General features: G+C 73.1%; 20 protein-coding genes and 1 other RNA gene. 13 read left to right on the forward strand and 8 right to left on the reverse strand.

The annotated features are described in order from the left end of the window. Positions 1 to 15 precede the first annotated feature (15 nt). On the reverse strand, positions 16 to 1,320 hold the full coding sequence (locus IE251_RS38505; RefSeq protein WP_189757597.1) for a hypothetical protein: 1,305 nt from the start codon (positions 1,318 to 1,320) through the stop codon (positions 16 to 18). A 188-nt stretch (positions 1,321 to 1,508) separates the two neighbouring features. Here IE251_RS38505 and IE251_RS38510 point away from each other — a divergent pair, with 188 nt between their 5' ends. From IE251_RS38510 to IE251_RS38520, 3 genes are read left to right on the forward strand one after another with little or no spacing between them, the layout of a single operon-like run. Then, positions 1,509 to 2,345 carry a Nif3-like dinuclear metal center hexameric protein gene (locus IE251_RS38510; protein ID WP_189757598.1) on the forward strand — a complete coding sequence of 279 codons (837 nt, stop codon included), beginning with the start codon at positions 1,509 to 1,511 and terminating at the stop codon, positions 2,343 to 2,345. 17 nt (positions 2,346 to 2,362) lie between these two features. Further along, positions 2,363 to 3,106 carry a zinc ribbon domain-containing protein gene (locus tag IE251_RS38515; protein ID WP_189757629.1) on the forward strand — a complete coding sequence of 248 codons (744 nt, stop codon included), beginning with the start codon at positions 2,363 to 2,365 and terminating at the stop codon, positions 3,104 to 3,106. 19 nt (positions 3,107 to 3,125) lie between these two features. After that, positions 3,126 to 4,562, forward strand: a complete 1,437-nt coding sequence (locus IE251_RS38520) for a bifunctional RNase H/acid phosphatase (RefSeq protein ID WP_189757599.1) — start codon at positions 3,126 to 3,128, stop codon at positions 4,560 to 4,562. Here IE251_RS38520 and IE251_RS38525 read toward each other — a convergent pair. From IE251_RS38525 to IE251_RS38545, 5 genes are all read right to left on the reverse strand, one after another. Further along, positions 4,534 to 5,196 (reverse strand): bifunctional 4-hydroxy-2-oxoglutarate aldolase/2-dehydro-3-deoxy-phosphogluconate aldolase, encoded by a 663-nt coding sequence (locus tag IE251_RS38525; protein WP_189757600.1) that lies wholly within the window; start codon positions 5,194 to 5,196, stop codon positions 4,534 to 4,536. The two genes, IE251_RS38520 and IE251_RS38525, sit on opposite strands and share 29 nt — an antisense overlap. A gap of 73 nt (positions 5,197 to 5,269) precedes the next feature. Further along, positions 5,270 to 6,052, reverse strand: a complete 783-nt coding sequence (yaaA, locus tag IE251_RS38530; RefSeq protein ID WP_189757601.1) for a peroxide stress protein YaaA — start codon at positions 6,050 to 6,052, stop codon at positions 5,270 to 5,272. Between the two features lie 68 nt (positions 6,053 to 6,120). Next, positions 6,121 to 6,687, reverse strand: coding sequence for a hypothetical protein (locus tag IE251_RS38535; protein WP_189757602.1), 567 nt, complete (start codon positions 6,685 to 6,687; stop codon positions 6,121 to 6,123). Beyond that, positions 6,684 to 7,430 carry a MerR family transcriptional regulator gene (locus tag IE251_RS38540; RefSeq protein ID WP_189757603.1) on the reverse strand — a complete coding sequence of 249 codons (747 nt, stop codon included), beginning with the start codon at positions 7,428 to 7,430 and terminating at the stop codon, positions 6,684 to 6,686. Before IE251_RS38540 ends, IE251_RS38535 begins: the two co-directional genes overlap by 4 nt. 333 nt (positions 7,431 to 7,763) lie before the next feature. Continuing rightward, positions 7,764 to 9,377, reverse strand: a complete 1,614-nt coding sequence (locus IE251_RS38545; RefSeq protein ID WP_189757604.1) for an FAD-dependent oxidoreductase — start codon at positions 9,375 to 9,377, stop codon at positions 7,764 to 7,766. A 62-nt stretch (positions 9,378 to 9,439) separates the two neighbouring features. Between IE251_RS38545 and IE251_RS38550 the strand changes: the two genes are divergently transcribed. From IE251_RS38550 to rnpB, 4 genes are all read left to right on the forward strand, one after another. Then, on the forward strand, positions 9,440 to 10,066 hold the full coding sequence (locus IE251_RS38550; RefSeq protein WP_189757605.1) for a TetR/AcrR family transcriptional regulator: 627 nt from the start codon (positions 9,440 to 9,442) through the stop codon (positions 10,064 to 10,066). Between the two features lie 77 nt (positions 10,067 to 10,143). Further along, positions 10,144 to 10,572: a DUF4260 family protein gene (locus tag IE251_RS38555; RefSeq protein ID WP_189757606.1), complete on the forward strand. Its 429-nt coding sequence runs from the start codon at positions 10,144 to 10,146 to the stop codon at positions 10,570 to 10,572. Beyond that, complete coding sequence (locus tag IE251_RS38560) at positions 10,565 to 11,086, forward strand: TetR/AcrR family transcriptional regulator (protein ID WP_189757607.1); 522 nt, start codon at positions 10,565 to 10,567, stop codon at positions 11,084 to 11,086. Before IE251_RS38555 ends, IE251_RS38560 begins: the two co-directional genes overlap by 8 nt. Before the next feature lie 58 nt (positions 11,087 to 11,144). After that, positions 11,145 to 11,545, forward strand: an RNA gene (rnpB, locus tag IE251_RS38565) — RNase P RNA component class A. A gap of 157 nt (positions 11,546 to 11,702) precedes the next feature. On the opposite strand, the gene IE251_RS38570 is transcribed toward rnpB, so the two are convergent. Both IE251_RS38570 and IE251_RS38575 read right to left on the reverse strand, forming a co-directional pair. Further along, on the reverse strand, positions 11,703 to 12,224 hold the full coding sequence (locus IE251_RS38570) for an NUDIX domain-containing protein (protein ID WP_189757608.1): 522 nt from the start codon (positions 12,222 to 12,224) through the stop codon (positions 11,703 to 11,705). After that, positions 12,221 to 13,399, reverse strand: a complete 1,179-nt coding sequence (locus IE251_RS38575; protein WP_229897128.1) for a tetratricopeptide repeat protein — start codon at positions 13,397 to 13,399, stop codon at positions 12,221 to 12,223. The genes IE251_RS38570 and IE251_RS38575 overlap by 4 nt, the downstream gene beginning before the upstream one ends. Before the next feature lie 447 nt (positions 13,400 to 13,846). Here IE251_RS38575 and tgmA point away from each other — a divergent pair, with 447 nt between their 5' ends. From tgmA to IE251_RS38605, 6 genes are all read left to right on the forward strand, one after another. Beyond that, positions 13,847 to 14,113, forward strand: a complete 267-nt coding sequence (gene tgmA, locus IE251_RS38580; RefSeq protein ID WP_189757610.1) for a putative ATP-grasp-modified RiPP — start codon at positions 13,847 to 13,849, stop codon at positions 14,111 to 14,113. Next, the gene (gene tgmB, locus IE251_RS38585; RefSeq protein ID WP_189757611.1) at positions 14,113 to 15,078 is read left to right on the forward strand and encodes an ATP-grasp ribosomal peptide maturase; all 966 of its coding nucleotides are present in this window, start codon (positions 14,113 to 14,115) and stop codon (positions 15,076 to 15,078) included. Before tgmA ends, tgmB begins: the two co-directional genes overlap by 1 nt. After that, entirely contained in the window at positions 15,075 to 16,199 is a 1,125-nt protein-coding gene (tgmC, locus tag IE251_RS38590; protein ID WP_189757612.1) for an ATP-grasp peptide maturase system methyltransferase, read from the forward strand. Before tgmB ends, tgmC begins: the two co-directional genes overlap by 4 nt. A gap of 416 nt (positions 16,200 to 16,615) precedes the next feature. Further along, positions 16,616 to 18,823 carry an MMPL family transporter gene (locus tag IE251_RS38595; RefSeq protein WP_189757613.1) on the forward strand — a complete coding sequence of 736 codons (2,208 nt, stop codon included), beginning with the start codon at positions 16,616 to 16,618 and terminating at the stop codon, positions 18,821 to 18,823. Positions 18,824 to 18,874: 51 nt separating this feature from the next. Continuing rightward, positions 18,875 to 20,062: a sensor histidine kinase gene (locus IE251_RS38600; protein ID WP_189757614.1), complete on the forward strand. Its 1,188-nt coding sequence runs from the start codon at positions 18,875 to 18,877 to the stop codon at positions 20,060 to 20,062. A gap of 31 nt (positions 20,063 to 20,093) precedes the next feature. Then, the gene (locus IE251_RS38605; RefSeq protein WP_189757615.1) at positions 20,094 to 20,738 is read left to right on the forward strand and encodes a response regulator; all 645 of its coding nucleotides are present in this window, start codon (positions 20,094 to 20,096) and stop codon (positions 20,736 to 20,738) included. Positions 20,739 to 20,742: the final 4 nt, after the last annotated feature.

Consider the following 20,742-nt stretch of genomic DNA (forward strand, 5'->3'; position numbering starts at 1 on the left):
ACACGCCAACCGGCACTAGTTCGTTACAAGACGCCCCAGAGGGGCCTGTTGCAGGGGCACGGGCCGCGCCGGCACCGGCCCGGCGACGCGGGTCACCGGGGGCACGGGGGCCCGGGTTTCCGGGGGCAGGGGGGTCCGATCCGGTCCCGCCACCCCTGCGGTCCGATCCGGTCCCGCCACCCCTTCGGCCCGGCCCGGTCCCGCCGTCCCCGCGTTCCCGTCCGGTCCCGTCACCCCCGCGTTCCCGTCCGCTTCCGCCGCCCTGGCCTTCCCGTCCGCTTCCGTCGCCCCCGCGTTCCCCCGTGCGGCCGTCAGGGTCGCCACGCCGCACGGTGTCGACCGGGTCGCGTACGGCAGTCGTAGCAGCCCCTCCGAAGTCCACACCCCGGACCCGGCCAGCCAGCCCTCGGGCGCCGGGAGGTGGCGGACCCGGCGTTCGGCGGGCCGCCAGACGCCCACCCAGGTGCCGAACGCGCCGTCGACGCGCAGGCCCACCGCGCAGTTCTCCGGCATCAGCACCTGTCCGGGCTGGATCGCGAACGGCGTCACCACGCAGTCCGGCAGCCGCAGGCACTCCGGGAACCGCACCGGCAGGGTGCTGCCCAGCACGCCCCAGCCCAATCGTTCCTGCCCGGGGGAGGGCGCGTCGGAGGAGATCAGCAGCAGCCCGCTGTCGGGGTCGGCGAGCAGCAGCCGGTCGTCGCTGTCGTCCGCGATCTGCAGCAGCGGCGAGACCACGGCCCGCTCCAGGTCCACCACGACCGTCTTGGTGCGCCCGCCCAGCTCCCGGTCGAGCGCCAGCAGCCGCCCGGTGCCGTCCAGCCAGACCCCGCCCGAGCAGCGCCCCGGCACCTCGGCCAGCCGCTCCGGGCCGAACGCCCCGCCCGCGACCAGCCACACCACGCTGGAGCGCGGCCCGCTGGCGAGGGCGTACGCCCGGGCGCCTCCCGGGGCGGGCGGCAGCAGCACGAGGCGGGTGCCGGGCTCGGGGCACTCCACCGCGCCCAGCGGCAGCTCGCCGGTGCCGGGCCCGGTCGGGTACAGCAGCGAGAACAGGTGCCGCGAAGCCGACGGCCGGTGGATCAGCACCCGGCCGTCGCCCATCGGCTGCACCCCGGTGCCGGGCTCCTCGGGCTGGTTGCCGGGCAGCGGCACCGCGTAGGGCTCCGGGCCGTCCAGGGTCCAGCGCTCGGGGAACCAGCAGTCACCGGCGGGCGCGAGCCGGGCCGCGTACGCGCCGTCCGCCGTGATCACGCACCCCGCCTCCGGCACGCCCTCGGCCCCGCTCGTGGACGGGGGTTCGATAGCACAGGCCGTCATCGTTCGGTCACCTCCGGCGACGACGCTAGTTTCGGCCCGCACCGGCGCGCGCGGGCGCCGAGGCCCGCTTCACACATACGGGTGGCGCAGAAGCGATTCACCAGGGGAAACCGGGACGGGTGTGCTGAGCCGGGCCAGACCGGACGCATGCGGTACACCCCCGCCGAACAGCCAGGTAGCCTTGGCCCGTGCCCCGTCTGTCTGAAGTCATCGCCGCGCTGGAGAACCTGTGGCCCGCCGAGCGGGCCGAGTCCTGGGACGCGGTCGGCACGGTGGTGGGCGACCCCGGCCAGGAGGTCACCCGGGTGCTGTTCGCCGTCGACCCCGTCCAGGAGATCGTCGAAGAGGCGGTGCGGCTCGGCGCCGACCTGCTGGTCACCCACCACCCGCTCTATCTGCGGGGTACGACCACGGTCGCGGCCGGCCACTTCAAGGGCCGGGTCGTGCACACGCTGATCAAGAACGACATCGCGCTGCACGTCGCCCACACCAACGCCGACACCGCCGACCCGGGTGTCTCCGACGCCCTCGCAGGCGCCCTCGACCTCAGGGTCGTGGGCCCCCTCGTGCCGGACCCCACCGACCCGCACGGGCGCCGGGGCCTCGGCCGGGTCTGCGAGCTGGACCACCCGCTCACCGTCCGCGAACTGGCCGCCCGCGCCGCCGAGCGGCTGCCCGCCACCGCGCAGGGCATCCGGGTGGCCGGCGACCCCGAGGCCGTCGTCCGCACGGTCGCCGTCAGCGGCGGCTCCGGCGACAGCCTCTTCGACCAGGTCCGCGCGGCCGGCGTCGATGCCTTCCTGACCGCGGACCTGCGCCACCACCCGGCCTCCGAGGCGGTGGCCACGAGCCCCCTCGCGCTGCTCGACGCGGCGCACTGGGCCACCGAGTGGCCCTGGTGCGAGCTGGCCGCGAGCCAGCTCGACGAGATCTCCGACCGCAACGGCTGGGACCTGCGGGTCCACGTCTCCAAGACGGTCACCGACCCCTGGACCGCCCACGCGGCGTCCTCCACAACCCTCTAGCCCACGGGAGCCCCCAACTGAACGCCGCGCCCGCCGACCAGATCCGACTCCTCGACGTCCAGGCCCTCGACGTCCGCCTCCAGCAGCTCGCGCACAAGCGGAAGTCGCTGCCCGAGCACGCCGAGATCGACTCGCTGACGAAGGACCTCACGCAGCTGCGCGACCTGCTCGTGGCCGCGCAGACCGAGGAGAGCGACTGCGCCCGCGAGCAGACCAAGGCCGAGCAGGACGTCGACCAGGTGCGCCAGCGCGCCGCCCGCGACCAGCAGCGGCTGGACTCCGGCGCGGTCACCTCGCCGAAGGACCTGTCCAACCTCCAGCACGAGATCGTCTCCCTCGCCAAGCGGCAGGGCGACCTTGAGGACGTGGTCCTGGAGGTCATGGAGCGCCGGGAGGCCGCGCAGGAGCGGGTGAGCGAACTGACCGAGCGGGTCGCCTCCGTGCAGGCGAAGATCGACGACGCCACCGGGCGCCGGGACGCGGCGTTCGAGGAGATCGACGGCGAGGCCGCCTCGGTGACGAAGGAGCGCGAGGTCGTCGCCGCGTCCGTGCCCGAGGACCTGATGAAGCTGTACGACAAGCTGCGCGCCCAGCAGGGCGGCATCGGCGCGGCCAAGCTGTACGCCCGGACCTGCCAGGGCTGCCGGCAGGAGCTGGCCATCACCGAGCTGAACGAGATCCGCTCGGCGGCCCGGGACAAGGTGGTCCGCTGCGAGAACTGCGGGCGCATCCTGGTGCGCACGGCCGAGTCCGGCATCTGAGGAACCCGGGAGCGCGGGCGTGCGGGAGTTCATCGTCGAGGCCGACGGCGGGTCACGGGGCAACCCCGGGCCCGCGGGCTACGGGGCCGTGGTGCGCGACGCGGTGACGGGGGAGACGCTGGCCGAGGCGGCGGAGTACCTCGGCACCGCCACGAACAACGTCGCCGAGTACCGCGGCCTCCTGGCCGGCCTGCGCGCCGCGCACGCCCTCGACCCCGGTGCGCGGGTCCGCGTCCGCATGGACTCCAAGCTCGTCGTGGAGCAGATGTCGGGCCGCTGGAAGATCAAGCACCCCGACATGAAGCCCCTGGCCATGGAGGCACGCTCGGTCTTCCCGCCGGACCAGGTGACGTACGAGTGGATCCCGCGCGAGCGGAACAAGCAGGCGGACCGCCTGGCCAACGAGGCGATGGACGCGGGGGCGAGGGGCGAACAGTGGTCCCCGTCGCTCTCCCGCGCCGACCTGGCGACCAAGGCCGGGGCGACGCCGGAACCCGCCCGGGCCGGGGCTGACCGCACGACTGGGGCGGCACCCGCCGACGAGCCGCCGTCCTCCGCGCCGACGGCCGGCCGCCCGCTCGAGACGGCGTCCGCAGCGGCCGAGGGCAGCGATACGGCCGCCGACAGTCATGCGGCGGAGACGGCGCCCGGATCCGCCGTGCCCGCGGGTGGTCGTACGGCCGGGGCGGCGCCGGAGTCCGCCGTCGCCGCGGGCCGTCGGGCCGGTGGGGCGGAGGCCGTCCCGGCGGCAGCGCCCGGTGGGCAGCGGCCGGTGACCGGAGGTCAGGCGCACCCCTCGACGCCCGGCTGGAGCGCCGCGCCCGACCTCGGTGCCCCGGCCACCCTCGTGCTGCTGCGCCACGGCGAGACCCCGCTGACCCCCCAGAAACGCTTCTCCGGCAGCGGCGGCACCGACCCCGCCCTCTCCGCGGCCGGCCGCGAGCAGGCGCACCGCGTCGCCGACGCCCTGGCCAGGCGGGGCACCATCCAGGCGATCGTGGCCTCCCCCCTGGCCCGTACCCGCGAGACCGCCGGTATCGTCGCCGCCCGGCTGGACCTGGACGTCACGATCGAGGACGGCCTGCGCGAGACGGACTTCGGCGCCTGGGAGGGCCTGACCTTCGGCGAGGTACGCGAGCGCCACCCGGACGACCTGAACGCCTGGCTCGCCGACCCGGAGGCCCACCCCACCGGCGGCGGCGAGAGCTTCGCCGAGACCGCCGTACGGCTGGCCGCCACCCGGGACAAGCTGGTCACGGCCTACCAGGGCCGCACGGTCCTGCTGGTCACCCACGTCACCCCGATCAAGACGCTGGTCCGCCTCGCCCTCGGCGCCCCGCCCGAGTCGCTGTTCCGGATGGAGCTGTCGGCGGCCTCGCTGTCGGCGGTGGCGTACTACGCGGACGGCAACGCCAGCGTCCGGCTCTTCAACGACACGTCCCACCTGCGCCCCTGAGCCCGGCCGCCGCCCGCGCCAGCTCCTCGATCCGGTCCCAGTCGCCGGCGGCCACCGCCTCGGCCGGGACCATCCAGCTGCCGCCGACGCAGCCGACGTTGGGCAGGGACAGGTACTCCGGCGCGGTCGCCGGCCCGATGCCGCCGGTCGGGCAGAACCGGGCCTGCGGCAACGGTCCGGCCAGCGAGCGCAGATAGGCCGTACCGCCCGCCGCCTGCGCCGGGAAGAACTTCATCTCCCGCACCCCGCGCTCCAGCAGCGCGACCACCTCCGAGGCGGTCGACACCCCGGGCAGGTACGGCACCCCGGACGCGCGCATCGCCGTCAGCAGCGACTCCGTCCAGCCGGGGCTGACCAGGAACCGCGCCCCGGCCGCCGTCACCGCGCCCACCTGCTCCGGGGTCACCACCGTGCCCGCGCCGACCACGGCCTCGGGGACCTCGCCGGCGATGGCGCGGATCGCCTCCAGCGCCGCCGGGGTCCGCAGGGTCACCTCGATCGCGGGCAGCCCGCCGGCCACCAGCGCCCGGGCCAGCGGCACGGCGTCGGCGGCGTCGGCGAGCACCACCACGGGCAGGACGGGCGCGAGATCCAGGACGGAGGGGTCGGCGGAGCGGGGCAGCGGCGAGGTCATGCCCTCATCGTGCCCAGCTACTGCATCACCCGCAATGAGCGTTGCGTATGTTGCAACGCATGGAGGGTGTCGGTCAGTGGATCTCGTCCACCAGCACGTCCAGCGCCCACGCCTTGCCCGCCTTGCCGGGCGCCTCCGCCTCCACGGCGTAGCCCAGCTCCCGCAGCGCCTCCACCAGCTCGGCCGGGTTCTCCGGGGCGGCCCCGGACGTCAGCAGGCCGCGTACGATCCGGCCCTTCGTCGCCTTGTTGAAGTGGCTGACGACCTTCCGGGTGGGCGCGTGCAGCACCCGTACCGTCGCCGTGCGCCCGGCCACCTCGCCCTTCGGCTTCCAGGCGGCGGCGTAGGCCGAGGAGCGCAGGTCCAGCACCAGGCCCTCGCCGGCCGCCGCCGGCAGCACCTCGGCCATCGGCGCCCGCCAGTGCCCGGCCAGCGCGCCGAGGCCCGGCAGCTTCACGCCCATCGAGCAGCGGTAGGAGGGGATCCGGTCCGTCACCCGCACCGCGCCCCACAGCCCGGAGAACACCAGCAGCGAGCCGGCGGCGCGCCGCCGGGCGTCCGCGTCCAGCGTGGCCAGACCGAGGGCGTCGTAGAGGACACCGGTGTAGATCTCCCCGGCGGGGCGGGCGCCGGCCGTGCGCAGCCCGGCGTTCTTCGCCACCTCGCCGCGCAGCCCCTCGCTGAGCCCCAGCACCTCGCGGGCCTTCTCCGGGTCGCCGGAGCACAGCCCGACCAGCTCGCCGAGCACGGCCTCCCGCGCGGCGGTCAGCCCCGGCAGGGACAGCGAGCCCAGCTCAAGCGGGGCGCCGTCGCCCGAGTTCGCCTTGCCTTCGGAGGGCGGCAGCAGGACCAGCAACACGTACTCCTTACGTAGACCTCCGCGCCAGGGTACGGCGGTCCCGCGCACGGCCTCGACCGCGGGGTTCAGCGCGCGGCGAGGGCCTGGACCAGGGCACCCGGGTCGTCGGCGTGCAGCCGGACCACGCGCACCGGCCTGCGCCGGCCCAGCAGGGACGTGTGCGCGACGGGCTCGGCGAGCTCGAGGGTCACCGTGGTCTGCGAGCCGACGATCAGGTCCAGGGCGTCCGGTTCCGGCTTGTGCGTGGTCCGGGTCTCCCGGCGTACGGCGGCGATCGAGGCCAGCGGGATCCGCAGGTCGGCATGGGCGCCGTGGCGCACCCGCAGCGTGTCACCGGTCAGCACGTGCGGGCGGACCACGCCGGCCGCGTGCAGGCCGATCACGAACAGCACGGTGTACACGTCCACCACCAGCAGTACGTCGTGCGCGAGCGGCATGTCCCGCAGCATGAAGGACACCCCGACCGTCTCCACGACGCAGACGAAGGCCAGCCCCAGCAGCGTCGAGCCCTGCCCGCGCGCGTACCCGAACGCCCGCCCGCCGGCGGTGCCCTGGGTGCGCCGGGCCAGCCACAGCGCCAGGCTGACGAAGAGCCGCATCTCGTGCCGGGCCATCCGGTACACCGCCGTCATCGCTCCACCCCCAGGACGATCTCCAGCATACGGCGCACCGCCTCCGCCTGGGCGGGCGCGAGGTCGGTGTACAGAGCCCCCAACACCGCGTTGTCCAGGTCGGGTTGGCCCTCCGTCGGCAACCCGTGCGGTGCGCACGCGGCGAGCGCGCGCGCCGTCCGCTCCACGCGCGGATCACCCGGGTCCGCGTCGGCCAGCCCGTCGAGCAGCGCGTACGCCTCGCGGGTGCGGGCCACCGTGTCCGGGTCGTCCAGGACGCCGCGCAACGCGGCCGACAGCCGCTCCCGGTCCTCCGGCGACGCCCCCGTGTCGACCAGGGCCAGGATCTCCCGGTCCTTGACGGCCATGGGGGAGCCGTCGGCCGGCAACATGTCCAGTACGGCGGCCAGTTCGGGCGAGACGGGACCCTCGGCGGGCGGCTCACCGGCGTCCAGCAGCGCCCGCAGCCGCCGCCGGCGCTCCCGGATCGCCGTCTCCTGCCGGGCCAGGTCCTCGTCGAGTTCGGTCAGCACCTCGGCGAGGTCCTTGCCCGCGTCGTCGGCGAGCACGTCGCGTACCTCGGTCAGGCCCAGCCCCAGCTCGGTCAGCCGCCGGATCCGGGCGAGGACGACGGCGTGCCGCAGCGCGTAGTGCCGGTAGCCGTTGGCACGCCGCGCCGGCTCGGGCAGCAGGCCCAGGTGGTGGTAGTGCCGCACGGTGCGCGTCGTGACGCCGACGGCGGCGGCGAGTTCTCCGATCCGCATGGGACCAGTACAGACGTTGACGTCGCGGCGGGGTCAAGCGGCGGGCCGGGGCTGGGGCCGGTCCGGTGGTGTCGGGTCGGTGGTCGAGGGTCTTGGCCGGTCCGGTGGTGTCGGCGTCGGCCGTGCGGTGGCCCGGGGCGCACCGACCAGCGTTCCAGGGCCTTGGTCGGTCGGGGGACGTCAGAAGTCGGTCGAGCGGTGGCCCGGGGTGTACCGAGTCAGCGTTGCGGGGTCTCGGTCGGTCGGCTGACGCCGACGTGGGTCAAGCGGCGACCCGGGGTGTACCGAGCCAGCGTTCCAGGGCCTCGGTCGGTCGGCTGACGCCGACGTGGGTCAAGCGGCGACCCGGGGTGCGCCGAGCCAGCGGTCCAGGGCCTCGGGCAGCCCCTCGCCGCCCGCCGTGTCGGAGGCCCACGCCACGAACCCGTCCGGCCGCACGAACAGCCCCCGCAGCCCGGGCCGGTCCGGGCAGGCGGCCGTGACCACGTCCAGCCGGTCGCCGTAGCCCCCGGCCCGGGCCCGCAGCCCGGCGTCGTCGGCCGGGTCCAGCAGCAGGGCGCGGCCGGTGTGCAGCCGCTCGCCGAGCCGGGTGCCGTCGGCAAGCCGCAGGTCGGGCGCGCAGACACCGGTCAGCGGGTGGTCGCCGGGCAGGTCGTAGCGCTGCCGCACGCCGGAGATCCGCGTGGCCAGGCAGGTCGTGCCGGCGCTGGTCAGCGCCAGGTCGGTGACCACCCGGCGCAGCGCGCGGGAGTGCCGGTCGGGGCGCATCAGCGCGATCTGGGCCCGCGTCCAGTCCAGCACCCGGGCGCCGACCGGGTGCCGTTCGGCGGTGTAGGTGTCCAGCAGCGACTCGGGGGCCCGGCCGCGTGCGACGGCGGCCAGTTTCCAGCCCAGGTTCAGCGCGTCCCCGATGCCGAGGTTGAGGCCCTGCCCGCCGAACGGCGCGTGCACATGCGCCGCGTCGCCGGCGAGCAGCACCCGGCCCCGGCGGTAGTCGGTCGCCTGGCGGGCGTTGTCGGTGAACCGGGTCGCCGTGAGCACCTCGGTGACGGTCACCTCGGGCACGCCCGAGACCCGGCGCAGGCTCGCCGTCAGCTCCTCGGCGGTGACCGGCGCGGACCGGTCGGCCGGCGGACCGTCGAACTCCACGGTGAGCACGCGCCCCGGGAACGGCCCGTGGACGTACGTCCCCGTGTCGGTGGTCCGCCAGCCGGTGCCCAGCCGCTCGGCCCCGGCCAGTCGTACGAGCGCCTGGTAGCCGGTGATCTCCGGTGCCGTGCCCGGGAAGTCGAACCCGGCCAGCTTGCGGACCGTACTGCGCCCACCGTCACACCCGACCAGCCGGCCGGCCCGCAGACTCCGCGGGCTCCTGTGCGCGTTGTCGGTGCGGAGGCGCACGGTCACCCCACCGGCTTCGGCGTCGAAGCCGGTCAGTTCGACGCCCCGGCGCACCTCGACGCCCAGCCGCCCGGCCCACCGGCCGAGGATCCGCTCCAGCTCGGCCTGGGGCACGACGAGACCGGCGTGGGCGGCGGGGCCCGCGTCCGCCCAGGCGGGATCGGAGTCGTCGAGGAGGTCCGGGTCGAGCATGATCCCGGCGAAGTGCCCGGCGACCTTGGGCGGGAGTCCGGAGGACCCACCGGGGGCGCGACCGCTGGTCCGGCCGGGAGCGCGACCGTTGTTCCCGCCGAAGGCGCGCAGCCGGGCCCGGGACGCCTCCCAGGCCGCCGCCAGCTCGGGCAGCAGGCCCCGCCGGTACAGGGCGATCGCGGTCGCGATGTTGACGGAGCCCGCCTTGATCGTCTCGTCCACCTCGGTCCGCCGCTCCAGGACCAGCACCCGTGCCCCGCCCAGCCGCAGCTCACAGGCGAGGAAGAGCCCCACGGGGCCGGCACCGGCCACCACCACGTCGTAGTCGTACTCGGTTGTCGTCATGGCTGTCGTCATGGGCGGTAACTGTAGTCACTAAAACTTTCGAGTGACTATAGATTCTGGGATACAGTTCCCTCATGGATTCCAGACCTGATGAGGAGCTCTCCTTGCGGGAGCGGAAGAAGCGCGAGACCCGGCAGCGCATCTCGGACATCGCGACGGACCTGATCGGGAAGCGCGGCTTCGACGCGGTGACGGTCACCGAGATCGCCCGTGCGGCAGGCGTCTCCCCGATGACGGTCTTCAACTACTTCCCGCGCAAGGAAGACCTCTTCCTGGACCGCATCCCGGAGGCGGCCGGCCTCTTCGCGTCGGCGGTACGAGACCGCGCCCCCGGCGAACCCCCGCTCGCCGCCCTGCGCCGCCTGGCGCTGCGGCTCCTCGAAGAGCGGCATCCGCTGGGCGGGGTCGGGGACACCTTCGCCGACTTCTGGCGGATCGTCGCCGACTCTCCCGCGCTGCGCGCGCGGGCACGGGAGGGTGTGGAGGAGGTCGAGGCGGCGCTGGCTGCCGCGTTCGGCGAGGCGGGCGTGGCGGACCCGGAGTTGTCGGCGGCGCTGGCCATGGCCGCGTACCGGACGGTGTTCGTCGCCTCGGTGCGCCGGCTGCTCGCGGGAGACCCGGTGACGGAGGTGGCCCGGGACCACCGGCGCCGACTGGAGAGGGCGTTCGACGCCTTGGAGAGAACGGACCTTGACGGCTAACACTGTTAGCCGTACGGTCATGGCTAACGACGTTAGCCACTACCCGGCGCGCCGTGACGACGACCCGGGAGGCAGCCATGACCACGACAGCCGATACGACGACGGCGACCGTCACCCGCCGCATCGTCAGTCCGGCCCTACGACGCGGGGCGTGGCTGGCGTTCGCGCTGTTCTGGTCGGCCTTCGCGGTGGTGGAATGCGTGCGCCACGGCTGGCCGGCCACGGTGCTCGCGCTGGCCTTCCTCGTGCTGCCCGACCTGACCTTCCTGGTCGCGCTCGACGAGGCACCCCGCATGGCGAAGGGGCAGCTGCCGCCCCGCGCGGTGCCGTACTACAACGCCCTGCACCGTGCCCTGGTCCCGTTCACGCTCGCCGTCGCCTACGCGGCGCTCCCGCTGGACTGGCCGCCCGCCTTCGCCGCGCTGTGCGGCTGGCTCGCCCACATCTCGTACGATCGCGTCTTCGGCTACGGACTGCGCACCAAGGAGGGCTACCAGCGTGGCTGACCGGCTCACCCCCCGGGCACGGGAGATCGTGACGGCGGCCCGGGACCTCCTGGAGGAGTCCGGACCCGCCCAGCTGACCATGCGCACCCTCGCCGACCGCCTCGGCATCAAGGCCCCGTCCCTCTACAAGCACTTCCCCGACAAGCACGCCGTAGAGGTCGAACTGGTGGCGCAGCTGCTGACGGAGACGGCGGAGGCACTGGAGGCCGCCGAGGCCCGCGCCCCCGGCTCGCTGGAGGCGCTGGCCGGGGCGTACCGGAGCTACGCCCTCGCCCACCCCCACCTGTACAGCCTGGGCACCGAGCGGCCCCTGCCCCGCGCCGAACTGCCCGCCGGCCTGGAGGACCGGGCCGCCCTGCCCCTGCTGCGCGCCTGCGCCGGCGACCTGGACCTGGCCCGCGCCTTCTGGGCCTTCGCCCACGGCATGGTCACCCTGGAGATCCACGGCCGCTTCCCGGCCGACGCGGACCTGGAGGCGGCGTGGAAGCGGGGGCTCGGGGCGCTGGGCACGTAGGGGAGCGGGCGCGGTCCGTGCCGGGGCGGCCGCCCGGTACCATGGTCCTCACGGCAGACGAGCCGGGCGGACGGCCGCGTGGAGCCCCCTAGGGGCTTCCCGAGGAACGTCCGGGCTCCACAGGGCAGGGTGGTGGCTAACGGCCACCCGGGGTGACCCGCGGGACAGTGCCACAGAAAGCAAACCGCCAGGGACTCCGGTCCCTGGTAAGGGTGAAACGGTGGTGTAAGAGACCACCAGTGCCCAGGGTGACCTGGGCAGCTAGGTAAACCCCACCCGGAGCAAGGTCAAGAGGGGACACCTCGGTGTCCCTGCGCGGACGATCGAGGGCTGCCCGCCCGAGTCCGCGGGTAGACCGCACGAGGCCGGCGGCAACGCCGGCCCTAGATGGATGGCCGTCGCCCCGGCCGCCGCGAGGCAACCGGGGAACAGAACCCGGCGTACAGCCCGACTCGTCTGCCGCTCAGGGCTTCCGACCAGCGGAAACACGGGTCAGGAGCCCTTTCTTGCACGTCGGGCGGGTTTTGCCGGCTCCTGGTTCACACTGGTTCGAACGGCTATGTACGTAGTCATGGCAGCAGCTGTGCCTCGGGTGCCGGAGCCGACGGAGCAATCGTCATATGAGGGGCGCCCCGTCGCGGAGGTACAGCGGCCGTCCCGCGTCCAGTGCCCGCAGGGCGTGCTCGAACCGGCGCCGGACGCGGTCCCGGAGGCGGTCGGCGGCTTCGGCGGCCGTGACGAAGGCGGCTTCGGACAGCTCGTCGTCTCGTGGCCGTAGGCGGTCGGCCTGGTCGTCGTCCAGGGCGCCGCCGTCGAAGACGAACGCGAGTTGGTCATCCCAGGGGCCGTGCGGGGACACCCAGTCCACCACCAGCAGCCCGAGCAGTGTGACGCGTACGCCGAGTTCCTCCATCAGCTCGCGGCGTACCGTGGCGTCCGGCGGCTCATTGGCCTCCGCCATCCCGCCGGGCAGGTCCCATCCCGGTTTGTAGGTCGGGTTCACCAGCAGCACACGGCCGGAAGGGTCCCGCAGCAGCACATCGGCCGCCACGCGCTTGCGGGCCTGCTTGGCGTTGCCCTCCGCGAGATACGCGTTCCACGCGTCGGTGTCGGCGGGATCGGGCGCTGTGGGCCTCATGCGGTCGTGCCTCTCCGGGGTGGCGGAATCAGATCAGCCAGCAGGAGCATTCTGGCCCGGCGTGCATCATCGAACCGCGCCAGGTACTCCCGGACCGGCCGGTACCCCCGGTGCGGCTCCAGCAGCCGGCGCAGCCCGTCGAGCTGCCGGACCACCCGGACCGAACCGAGGGTCGGGCTCGTGCTGAGCAGGTCGTGGCCGACGCTCACAGCGGCGTCCAGGTCACCCCGGCGCACGTGGATGTCCACCAGGCTGATCCGGCTGAGAGCCAGGGACCGCGCCCGCCCCGCCTCGCGCAGCGCAACAGCTTGTTCGGCGTGCGACAGCGCCTCGTCGTACTGCTCCAGGTCCCGGAGGATCAGAGCCGACTCGCCGGCCAGCGCGGCGGCGTCGAACGGGCTCAGCCACGGGTGGTCAGCAGCGGGTGAAGCCGCCAGGTCACGGTGCGCGGCCTCCAGCGCGTGGGCGGCCGGGGCTCGCTGAGCCGCGGCGGCCAGCGCACGCGCATGCATGGTGTGCAGCCGCGCCGTCAGCGCCGCAATGGATGGCCCCTGGGTGGCCAGGTCGAGCCCGGCCCGCGCCCAGCCGACAGCCCCGGCCGCATCCCCGGTCTCAAGGGCGAGGTGACTGCTGCTCGCTGCGATGTGCGCGGCCAACGGGAGGTCACCAGAGGCGCGGGCCAGGGGGAGAGCGCGGGCGAAGTGCTGGGCCGCGCGGTCGTCATGACCGGAGTCGTGAGCCATCCAGCCCGCCATCTCGGTCAGCGCGGCTGCGGCGGCGAACACCTGCGGACCGCTGCCGATGTCGACCAGCCGGGGCGCCACCCGGTCCGACAGGTGCCGGACGACAGCCCCGTACAACCTGCCGCCGCCGGTCTGCCGGTCAGCGCTGCGGAAATGATCCATCGCCACCAGGTCGTCACCGTCCGGCGACGGCCGGTCCGTCCTCTCGTGCTCGGGGGTCGCCGGCGCGGGCTCCCACGAGCGTCGAGCCAGCCCCAGCAGATGGCCGGGGATGTGGAAGGCGTCGGCGATCTGCTCGAACAGGGTCAGCTTCTCCACCCGGCTCTTGCCGTTCATGTAGTCGTACAGCCGCCCCTGCGTGATGTCGACGGCGGTGGCGATGCGCCGCGTACTGACACCGCGCGTATTGAGCATCCGGAACACCGCGCCCATGTCCCGCTCGGCACACGCACGGAGCAGACGTTCATCCCCGAGCAGACCGGCGACGACCTCACGCGGGTCCGGTGACAGACGGCCCATCTGCAACTCCCCGGTTAGCGACCGAGACCGATGCTAGGGCCAACGCGGTTCATCCGACTCCACGTTGGAGTCACCTTCTGGAGTCTCCCCAACCTCTCCTCTACGCGTTGACTGGCTTCACCCGCCGGGAGCGCATCCGTGAACGGACCTCGGAGCCGCTCCGCCCGCAGGCTTCTCCCAGGAGGCACGCGGGCGGGGTCTCCCCTCAGCCGCCCAGGCCAAGGAGTGACGACGATCATGATCCCCCGGCTGGGACACAACGCTCGTTCACGCCAGTTGCCCCGGTTGAGCTTCCCCCGCTGTCCCGGAGCCCCAGGCGACGGCTGTCACTACCGGATCACCCAAGAGATGAGGAGACCCATGCAGCAGCCCTTGACGTCACTGGATCAGGTCAAGCCCTGGGGACTCGGACGCATGCGGCCCTACCCGACTGCGGCCGTCCTCTCCGCCGCCCAGCCCGTCCTCGACCCGCACACGCAGGTCCCCGCGTGGGTCGGCCCCGACGGCGCACCGCTGACGGCGGAGGCCAAGCACAAGCGGTCGGAGACGTCGCAGGAGACGAGCACGAAGACCAGCCTGGACGGCACCCCGGACCAGGGCAGCGACCAGAACGGGGACTCTGACTGATGGCTGTGGGTGGGCCGCCTGTCCTCGTCGTCACGCGCCTGGACGACGCGACCGCGGATGAAGTGATCAACGAACTCAACCAGCGTCGCGTGCCAGTGATCCGCCTGGACCCCGGCGACTTCCCCTGCGAAGTGACCTTGTCCGGCACGTTCGCCAGCACCGGGACCGGCGGCATTCTCGCCACCGCGTCCCGGAGCGTCGACCTGGGGAACGTCCGCTCGGTGTACTGGCGGCGGCCCACCCCCTACACCGCCGACCTCGCCATGGACGAGCAGACCGGCCGATGGGCTGTCGAGGAAGCCCGCTACGGGCTCGGCGGCATTCTCGCCGCTCTCCCCGGTGCGTACTACCTGAACCACCCTTGGCGCAACCGGGACGCCGAGTACAAGCCGGCACAACTGACCACGGCTGCCGCCTGCGGCTTCACCGTGCCACCCACGCTCATCACCAACGACCCCGACCGCGCCCGTACCTTCATCGCCGAACATGGGCCGGTCATCTACAAGCCGCTGAGAGAAACCCAATACACCGACGACACCGGCCGCGCGGTGACCGTGTGGATCGAGGATGTCACCCCATGCCAGATCGACAGCCGTCTACGGCACACCGCACACCTGTTTCAGCAGCGCGTCAGCAAGTCCGCCGACATCCGCCTCACCGCCGTTGGCGACCACCTCACCGCCGTCCGCATCGACGGTTCACCTGGCGTGGACTGGCGCCGCCACTACGACCGGCTCGCCTACACCTCCGTGCCCATCCCCCTGGCGATTGCCAGAGGAGTGCGCGCCTACCTCGATGCTTTCGGACTCAGCTTCGGCGCCTTCGACTTCGGTCTGGACCGTGATGGCGTCTGGCACTGGTATGAGTGCAACCCCAACGGTCAATGGGCCTGGTTCCCCGACCACATCACCGCTCCCCTCACACGTACCATCGCCGACCGCCTACAACACGGAGCCTCCGCATGACCGACCCCGCCGACCTGCGCCGCCAACTCGCCGCCGCCGTCCCCGTGGACGATCCGGCATGGCGCACAGCACTCGAAACGGTGCCTCGCGAACTCTTCCTGGGCAGCGGCCTGTTCCAGTTCGACGGCCGCCAGTGGACCCCCGTGCACCGCGACCGGACCGATCCCGGAGAGTGGCTGGAGCTTGTCTACCAGGACACCACCTGGGTGACCCAGGTCGACGGCACCACCGCCGTCGACGCCACCGGACCCGTCACCGGCCGCCCCACCTCGTCCAGCACGCTGCCCTCCCTGATCGTGCGCATGCTCGACGTCGCCGGGATCAGCGAGGGTCACAAGGTGCTGGAGATCGGCACCGGCACCGGCTATTCCACCGCCATCCTGTGCAGCCGCCTCGGCGACAACAACGTGTACTCCATCGAGTACGACCCGAGCCTGGCCGCCGCGGCGGCCGACCACATCCACGCCGCCGGGTATCACCCCACCCTGATCACCGGTGACGGCCTCGCCGGGCACAAGGACGACGCCGAATACGACCACATCGTGGCCACCTGCGCCGTCCGTCACATCCCTCCGGCCTGGCTGTACCAAGTGCGCGCCGGCGGAACCATCACCACCACCATCAGCGGATGGATGCTCGCCTCCGGACTCGTTCGCCTCACCGTCCAGGACGACGGCACCGCCACCGGCCGCTTCCACCCCGACCAGATCGGTTACATGCTCGCCCGCCCCCACGAACGGCCACCCCGCCCCACCTTCCACCAGCATGCCGGCCACACCCGCGCCACCCGCGTGAACCCCGCACTCCTGGAAGACTGGACCGGGCAGTTCCTCGCTCAGCTCGCCGCACCGTCCGCCGAACTCATGACCACCGGCACGGGCGTGATCCTCGTGGACGTCGCCACCGGGTCACAGGCATGGACCGAACCGGCCGGAGGCGGCTGGACCGTGCATCAGCACGGCCCTCTTCGCCTTTGGGACCAGGTGGAAGACGCTCTCACTGTCTGGCAGGACGCGGGCTCACCCCCGCACTCGGACCTCGGCCTGACCGTGGACTTGGACGGCACCCAACGCGTGTGGCTCGGAACACCCGACGGTCCTTCCTGGAACCTGCCGGTCTGACTCACCGATCACAAGAGCGTCCGTCACCAAGCCGGGGGCGGGCCTGGCCAGCCCCTGGTCCACTCCCAGTCGGCGGTCACTCTGTGTATCAGAGAAAAGCAAGCCCGTGCCCGGGATTCCGGATGTGATCGACCATGTCTCATCGAGGACACCGACGGCACGTATGCGAGCCTCGTAGCGGCTGAGGCGCCCGATGAGGTGCTGCACATCCTCGATGCGGGCCTCGATCTCGGACACTGAGCTGAACCAATTGCTCCCGTGTCTTCGCGGAGTTGTTGCCGAAGACGCTCGCCATTTGCCGCGTTATGGGGGCCATCAGGTACGTTCCGCCGTACCCCCGTCCACCACCCGGTGGACCCCAGGTTCAACCGGTCGCCGCTGTCGGCGCCGTGCCCCCCGCCGAGAGCATGGTCGGCATGAGGAATTTCCCTGTGCGTATGGCTGGTTGGAGTGCGGCGCACCCCTGGCGGGGGATCGCCGGCTGGCTGGTGTTCGTCGTGTTGTGTCTCGGGGTCGGTATCGCCGTCGGTACCAACGCGGCGACCACCGAGGACTTCCGGATCGGCGAGGCGGGGCGCGGTGAGGCGATCGCCGCCGAGGGCGGGTTGCAGCAGCGGCCCGTCGAACACGTCCTGATCACCGCCAAGCCCGGCGGCGGACGGCTCGACACCGCTGACGCCGACGCGGCCGCCGCCGACATCACCGCCCTGATGCGGAGGCTGCCGGAGGTCCGCTCCGTCGCGGAACCGGTGCGGGACGCGCGGCACACCGCCGTACGGGTCACCGTCACCCTCGACGGGCCCGAGCTGGAAGGCAAGAAACACGTCGAGCCGCTGCTCGCGCAAACCGCCGCCGTGCAGAAGGCCCACCCCGGGCTGAGGATCGAGGAGACCGGCTCGCCCTCCATCAGCAAGGGCGTCGAGAAGCTGCGCGGCGACGACCTCTCGCGCACCGAGGTCATCGCCCTGCCGGTCACCCTGATCACCCTGCTGCTCGTCTTCAGCTCCATCGCCATGGCCCTCGTACCGCTGCTGCTCGCCCTGTCCTCGATCGTGGCGGCCGTGGGGCTGTCGATGGTGGCCTCGCACGTCTTCCCCGACGCGGGCGTCGGCACCAACATCATCCTGCTGATCGGCCTCGCCGTCGGCGTCGACTACACCCTCTTCTACCTCAAGCGGGAACGGGAGGAACGCGCCCGTGGCGGTGGCCGGCTCAGCCCGCGGGCCGTCGTGGAGATCGCCGCCGCCACCTCCGGCCGTGCCGTGGTCCTCTCCGGGCTCGCCGTCGCCGTCTCCAGCGCCACCCTCTACCTCGCCGACGACGTCATCTTCTCCTCCATCGCCACCGGCGCGATCGTCGTCACCCTCGTCGCCGTCGTCAGCTCCCTGACCGTCCTGCCCGCGCTGCTCGCCAAGATGGGCATGCGGGCGGAGCGCCGGGCCGAGCGGCGGGCCGCCCGCGGGCTCGCGCCGAAGAAGCAGCGGACGTACCGGACCGGGCCCGGGCGGTTCACCGCCGCCGTGCTGCGGCCCGTCACCAAGCGGCCCGCCGCCACCCTCCTCGTCACGGTCCTCGCGCTGCTCGCCCTGGCCGCCCCGGTCCTCGGTCTGAAACTCACCGACATGGGCCGCGAGACCCACTCCCGCTCCATCGCCGCCATGCGGGTCTACGACCGGCTCAACGCGGCCTTCCCCGAGCTGAAGTCCATGCACCAGGTCGTCGTACGCGCCGACGCCGGCCGCTCCGCCGAGGTCACCGCCGCCCTGCGCGCCCTCGCCGCCGACGTCAAGGACGACCCGCGCCTGAGCGGCACCTCCGCCCTGACCACCTCGGCCGACCGGCGGATCAGCATGCTCCAGCTCCAAGTCCCGTACCACGTCAGCACGGACGAGGCCCAGTCCTCCCTCGAGGACATCCGCGAGCGCTACGTCCCCGAGACCGTCGGCCAGGTTCCGGGCGCCGAGACCGCCGTGACCGGAGACGTCGCCCGCTACGCCGACTACCCGGCCCACCAGGAACAGAAGCTGCCGCTCATCATCGGCGCCCTCCTCCTGGTCACCTTCGCCATGACCGTCCGGGCGTTCCGCTCCGTCGTCCTCGGCCTGGTCGGCATCGTCCTCAACCTGCTGTCCGCCGCCGCCTCGCTCGGCATCCTGGTCCTGGTCTTCCAGCACACCTGGGCCGAGGGCCTGGTCGACTTCACCTCCACCGGATCGATCGGCTCCCGCGTCCCCCTCTTCCTCTTCGTGATCCTGTTCGGCCTGTCCATGGACTACCAGGTCTTCGTGATCAGCCGCATCCGGGAGGCCGCGCTGCGCGGAGTCCCCACCCGCAAGGCCGTCATCGACGGCATCGGCAGCTCGGCCGGCGTGGTCACCAGCGCCGCCGTCGTCATGGTCACCGTCTTCGCCAGCTTCGCCGCCCTGCACCTGATCGAGATGAAGCAGATCGGCTTCAGCCTCGCCGTCGCCGTCCTGCTGGACGCCTTTGTCATCCGCATGCTGGTCCTGCCCTCCCTGATGCTCCTGCTCGGCGAGGCCAACTGGTGGCCCTCCCGGGGTGTGCGCCGCGCCCGCGCCACCGCCGCCGAACCCCCGGCCCGCCCCCTGGAGCCGGTGAACTGACCACCACCGCCGATAGGATTCCGAACACCCTTACGGATGAGGTGAGTCAGCGTGGCCCACGGGCAGCAGCAGCCGAGCGACCGGCTCACCCCGGACCGGATCCGGCTGTGGAACACGGCGGTCTGGGTCCTGTTCGGACTGCTGCCGACGGCCGGAGGTGTGCTCGACCGGTCGCCGGCCCGCAAGGGCTGGATGTTCGGCCTGCTCGCCCTGATCGCGCTGTGCCACGCCCTCACCCTCGCCCGACCGCGCACCCGCCTCCTGAACCGCCGGGCCTACCTGGGCCTCCTCGCCCTCGCCCTCGGCAGCAGCTCGTACCTCCTCGACGGCGGGGCCGCCTTCTACGTCGTGTCCCTGCCGCAGTTCTGGCTCTACACCCGCACACCCCGCGAGGCGGTCGCCCTCAGCGGCGGCGCCGCCGCCCTCACCGTGTTCGGCGGCACGCTCGGCCAGGGCTGGAGCCCCCAATTCCTCACCGGGAACACGGTGTTCACCCTCGCCGCCTACGCCATCGGCACCGGCCTCGGCCTGTGGATCCACCGCTTCGTCGGCCAGAGCAACGAGCGGCAGGAGCGACTGACCGCCGAACTCGCCCTCACCCAGGAGGAGCTGGCCCTCGCCCACCAGCGCCAGGGCGCCGCCGAGGAACGCGAGCGGATGGCGCGGGAGATCCACGACACGCTCGCCCAGGGCTTCGCCTCCATCGTCGTACTCGCCGAAGCCGCGCGCGCTGCCCTCCCCAGCGACCCCGGACGCAGCGCCCAGCAGCTCGCCTCCATCGAGCAGACCGCGCGCGAGAACCTCACCGAGGCCCGGGTGCTCGTCGGCTCCGTCCCGGCGAGCGGCGTCGCGGCCGGCTCGGTCGCCACCACCCTGCGCCGCACCCTGGACCGCTTCGCCGAGGACACCGGCGTCACCGTCACCGCCGAACTGCCCGACATCGACCTCGACCAGCGCACCCGCGTCGCCCTGCTGCGCTGCACCCAGGAATCCCTCGCCAACGTGCGCAAACACTCCGGTGCCTCCACCGTCGGCGTCGTCCTCGGCGAAGTCCCCGGCGGCGTCGAACTGGAGATCACCGACGACGGCAAGGGCTTCGTCGTCGCGGAGTCCCGCGGCTTCGGACTCGACGGCATGCGCCGGCGCCTCGCCGAACTCGACGGCGAACTCACCGTCACCAGCTCCCTCGGGGACGGCACCCGCATCCTCGCCACCCTGCCCACGCCCGGCCGGGACTGAGACCCCGCCACGCCGACCCCGAAGGAAGCAGATGACCGACACCGCCACCGACCGGATACGGGTCGTCGTGGTCGACGACCACGCCGTGATGCGCGCCGGGGTCGTGGCCCTGCTGACCGGCGAGCCCACCATCGAGATCGTCGGCGAGGCGAGCGACGGCCGCGAGGGCGTCGGCCTGGTCCAGCGGCTCGCCCCCGACGTGGCCCTCCTGGACCTGCGCATGCCGGTGCTCGACGGAGCGGCCGCCACCGCCGAGATCGTCGCCCTGCCCGTCGCGACCCGGGTGCTGATCCTCACCACGTACGACACGGACGCCGAGATCGAACGGGCTGTGGAGGCCGGTGCCGTCGGCTATCTGCTCAAGGACACCACCCGCGAACAGCTCGCCGACGCCATCCGCTCCGCGGCGCGCGGCGAGACGGTCCTCGCGCCCAAGGTCGCCGAACGCCTCGTGGCCCGCATGCGCCGCCCCGAACCCGTCGCCCTCACCGCCCGCGAACGCGAGGTGCTGAGCGCGGTCGCCGACGGCCTGTCCAACGCCGAGATCGGCCGCCGCCTGGTGATCGGCGAGGCCACGGTGAAGACCCACCTCCTGCGCGTCTTCGCCAAGCTGGACGTCAGCGACCGCACCCGCGCCGTCGTCGTCGCCCTGGAACGGGGGCTGCTGGCGCGGTGACACA

It is taken from the genome of Streptomyces eurythermus, assembly GCF_014649115.1.
Classification (GTDB): Bacteria; Actinomycetota; Actinomycetes; order Streptomycetales; family Streptomycetaceae; genus Streptomyces; species Streptomyces eurythermus.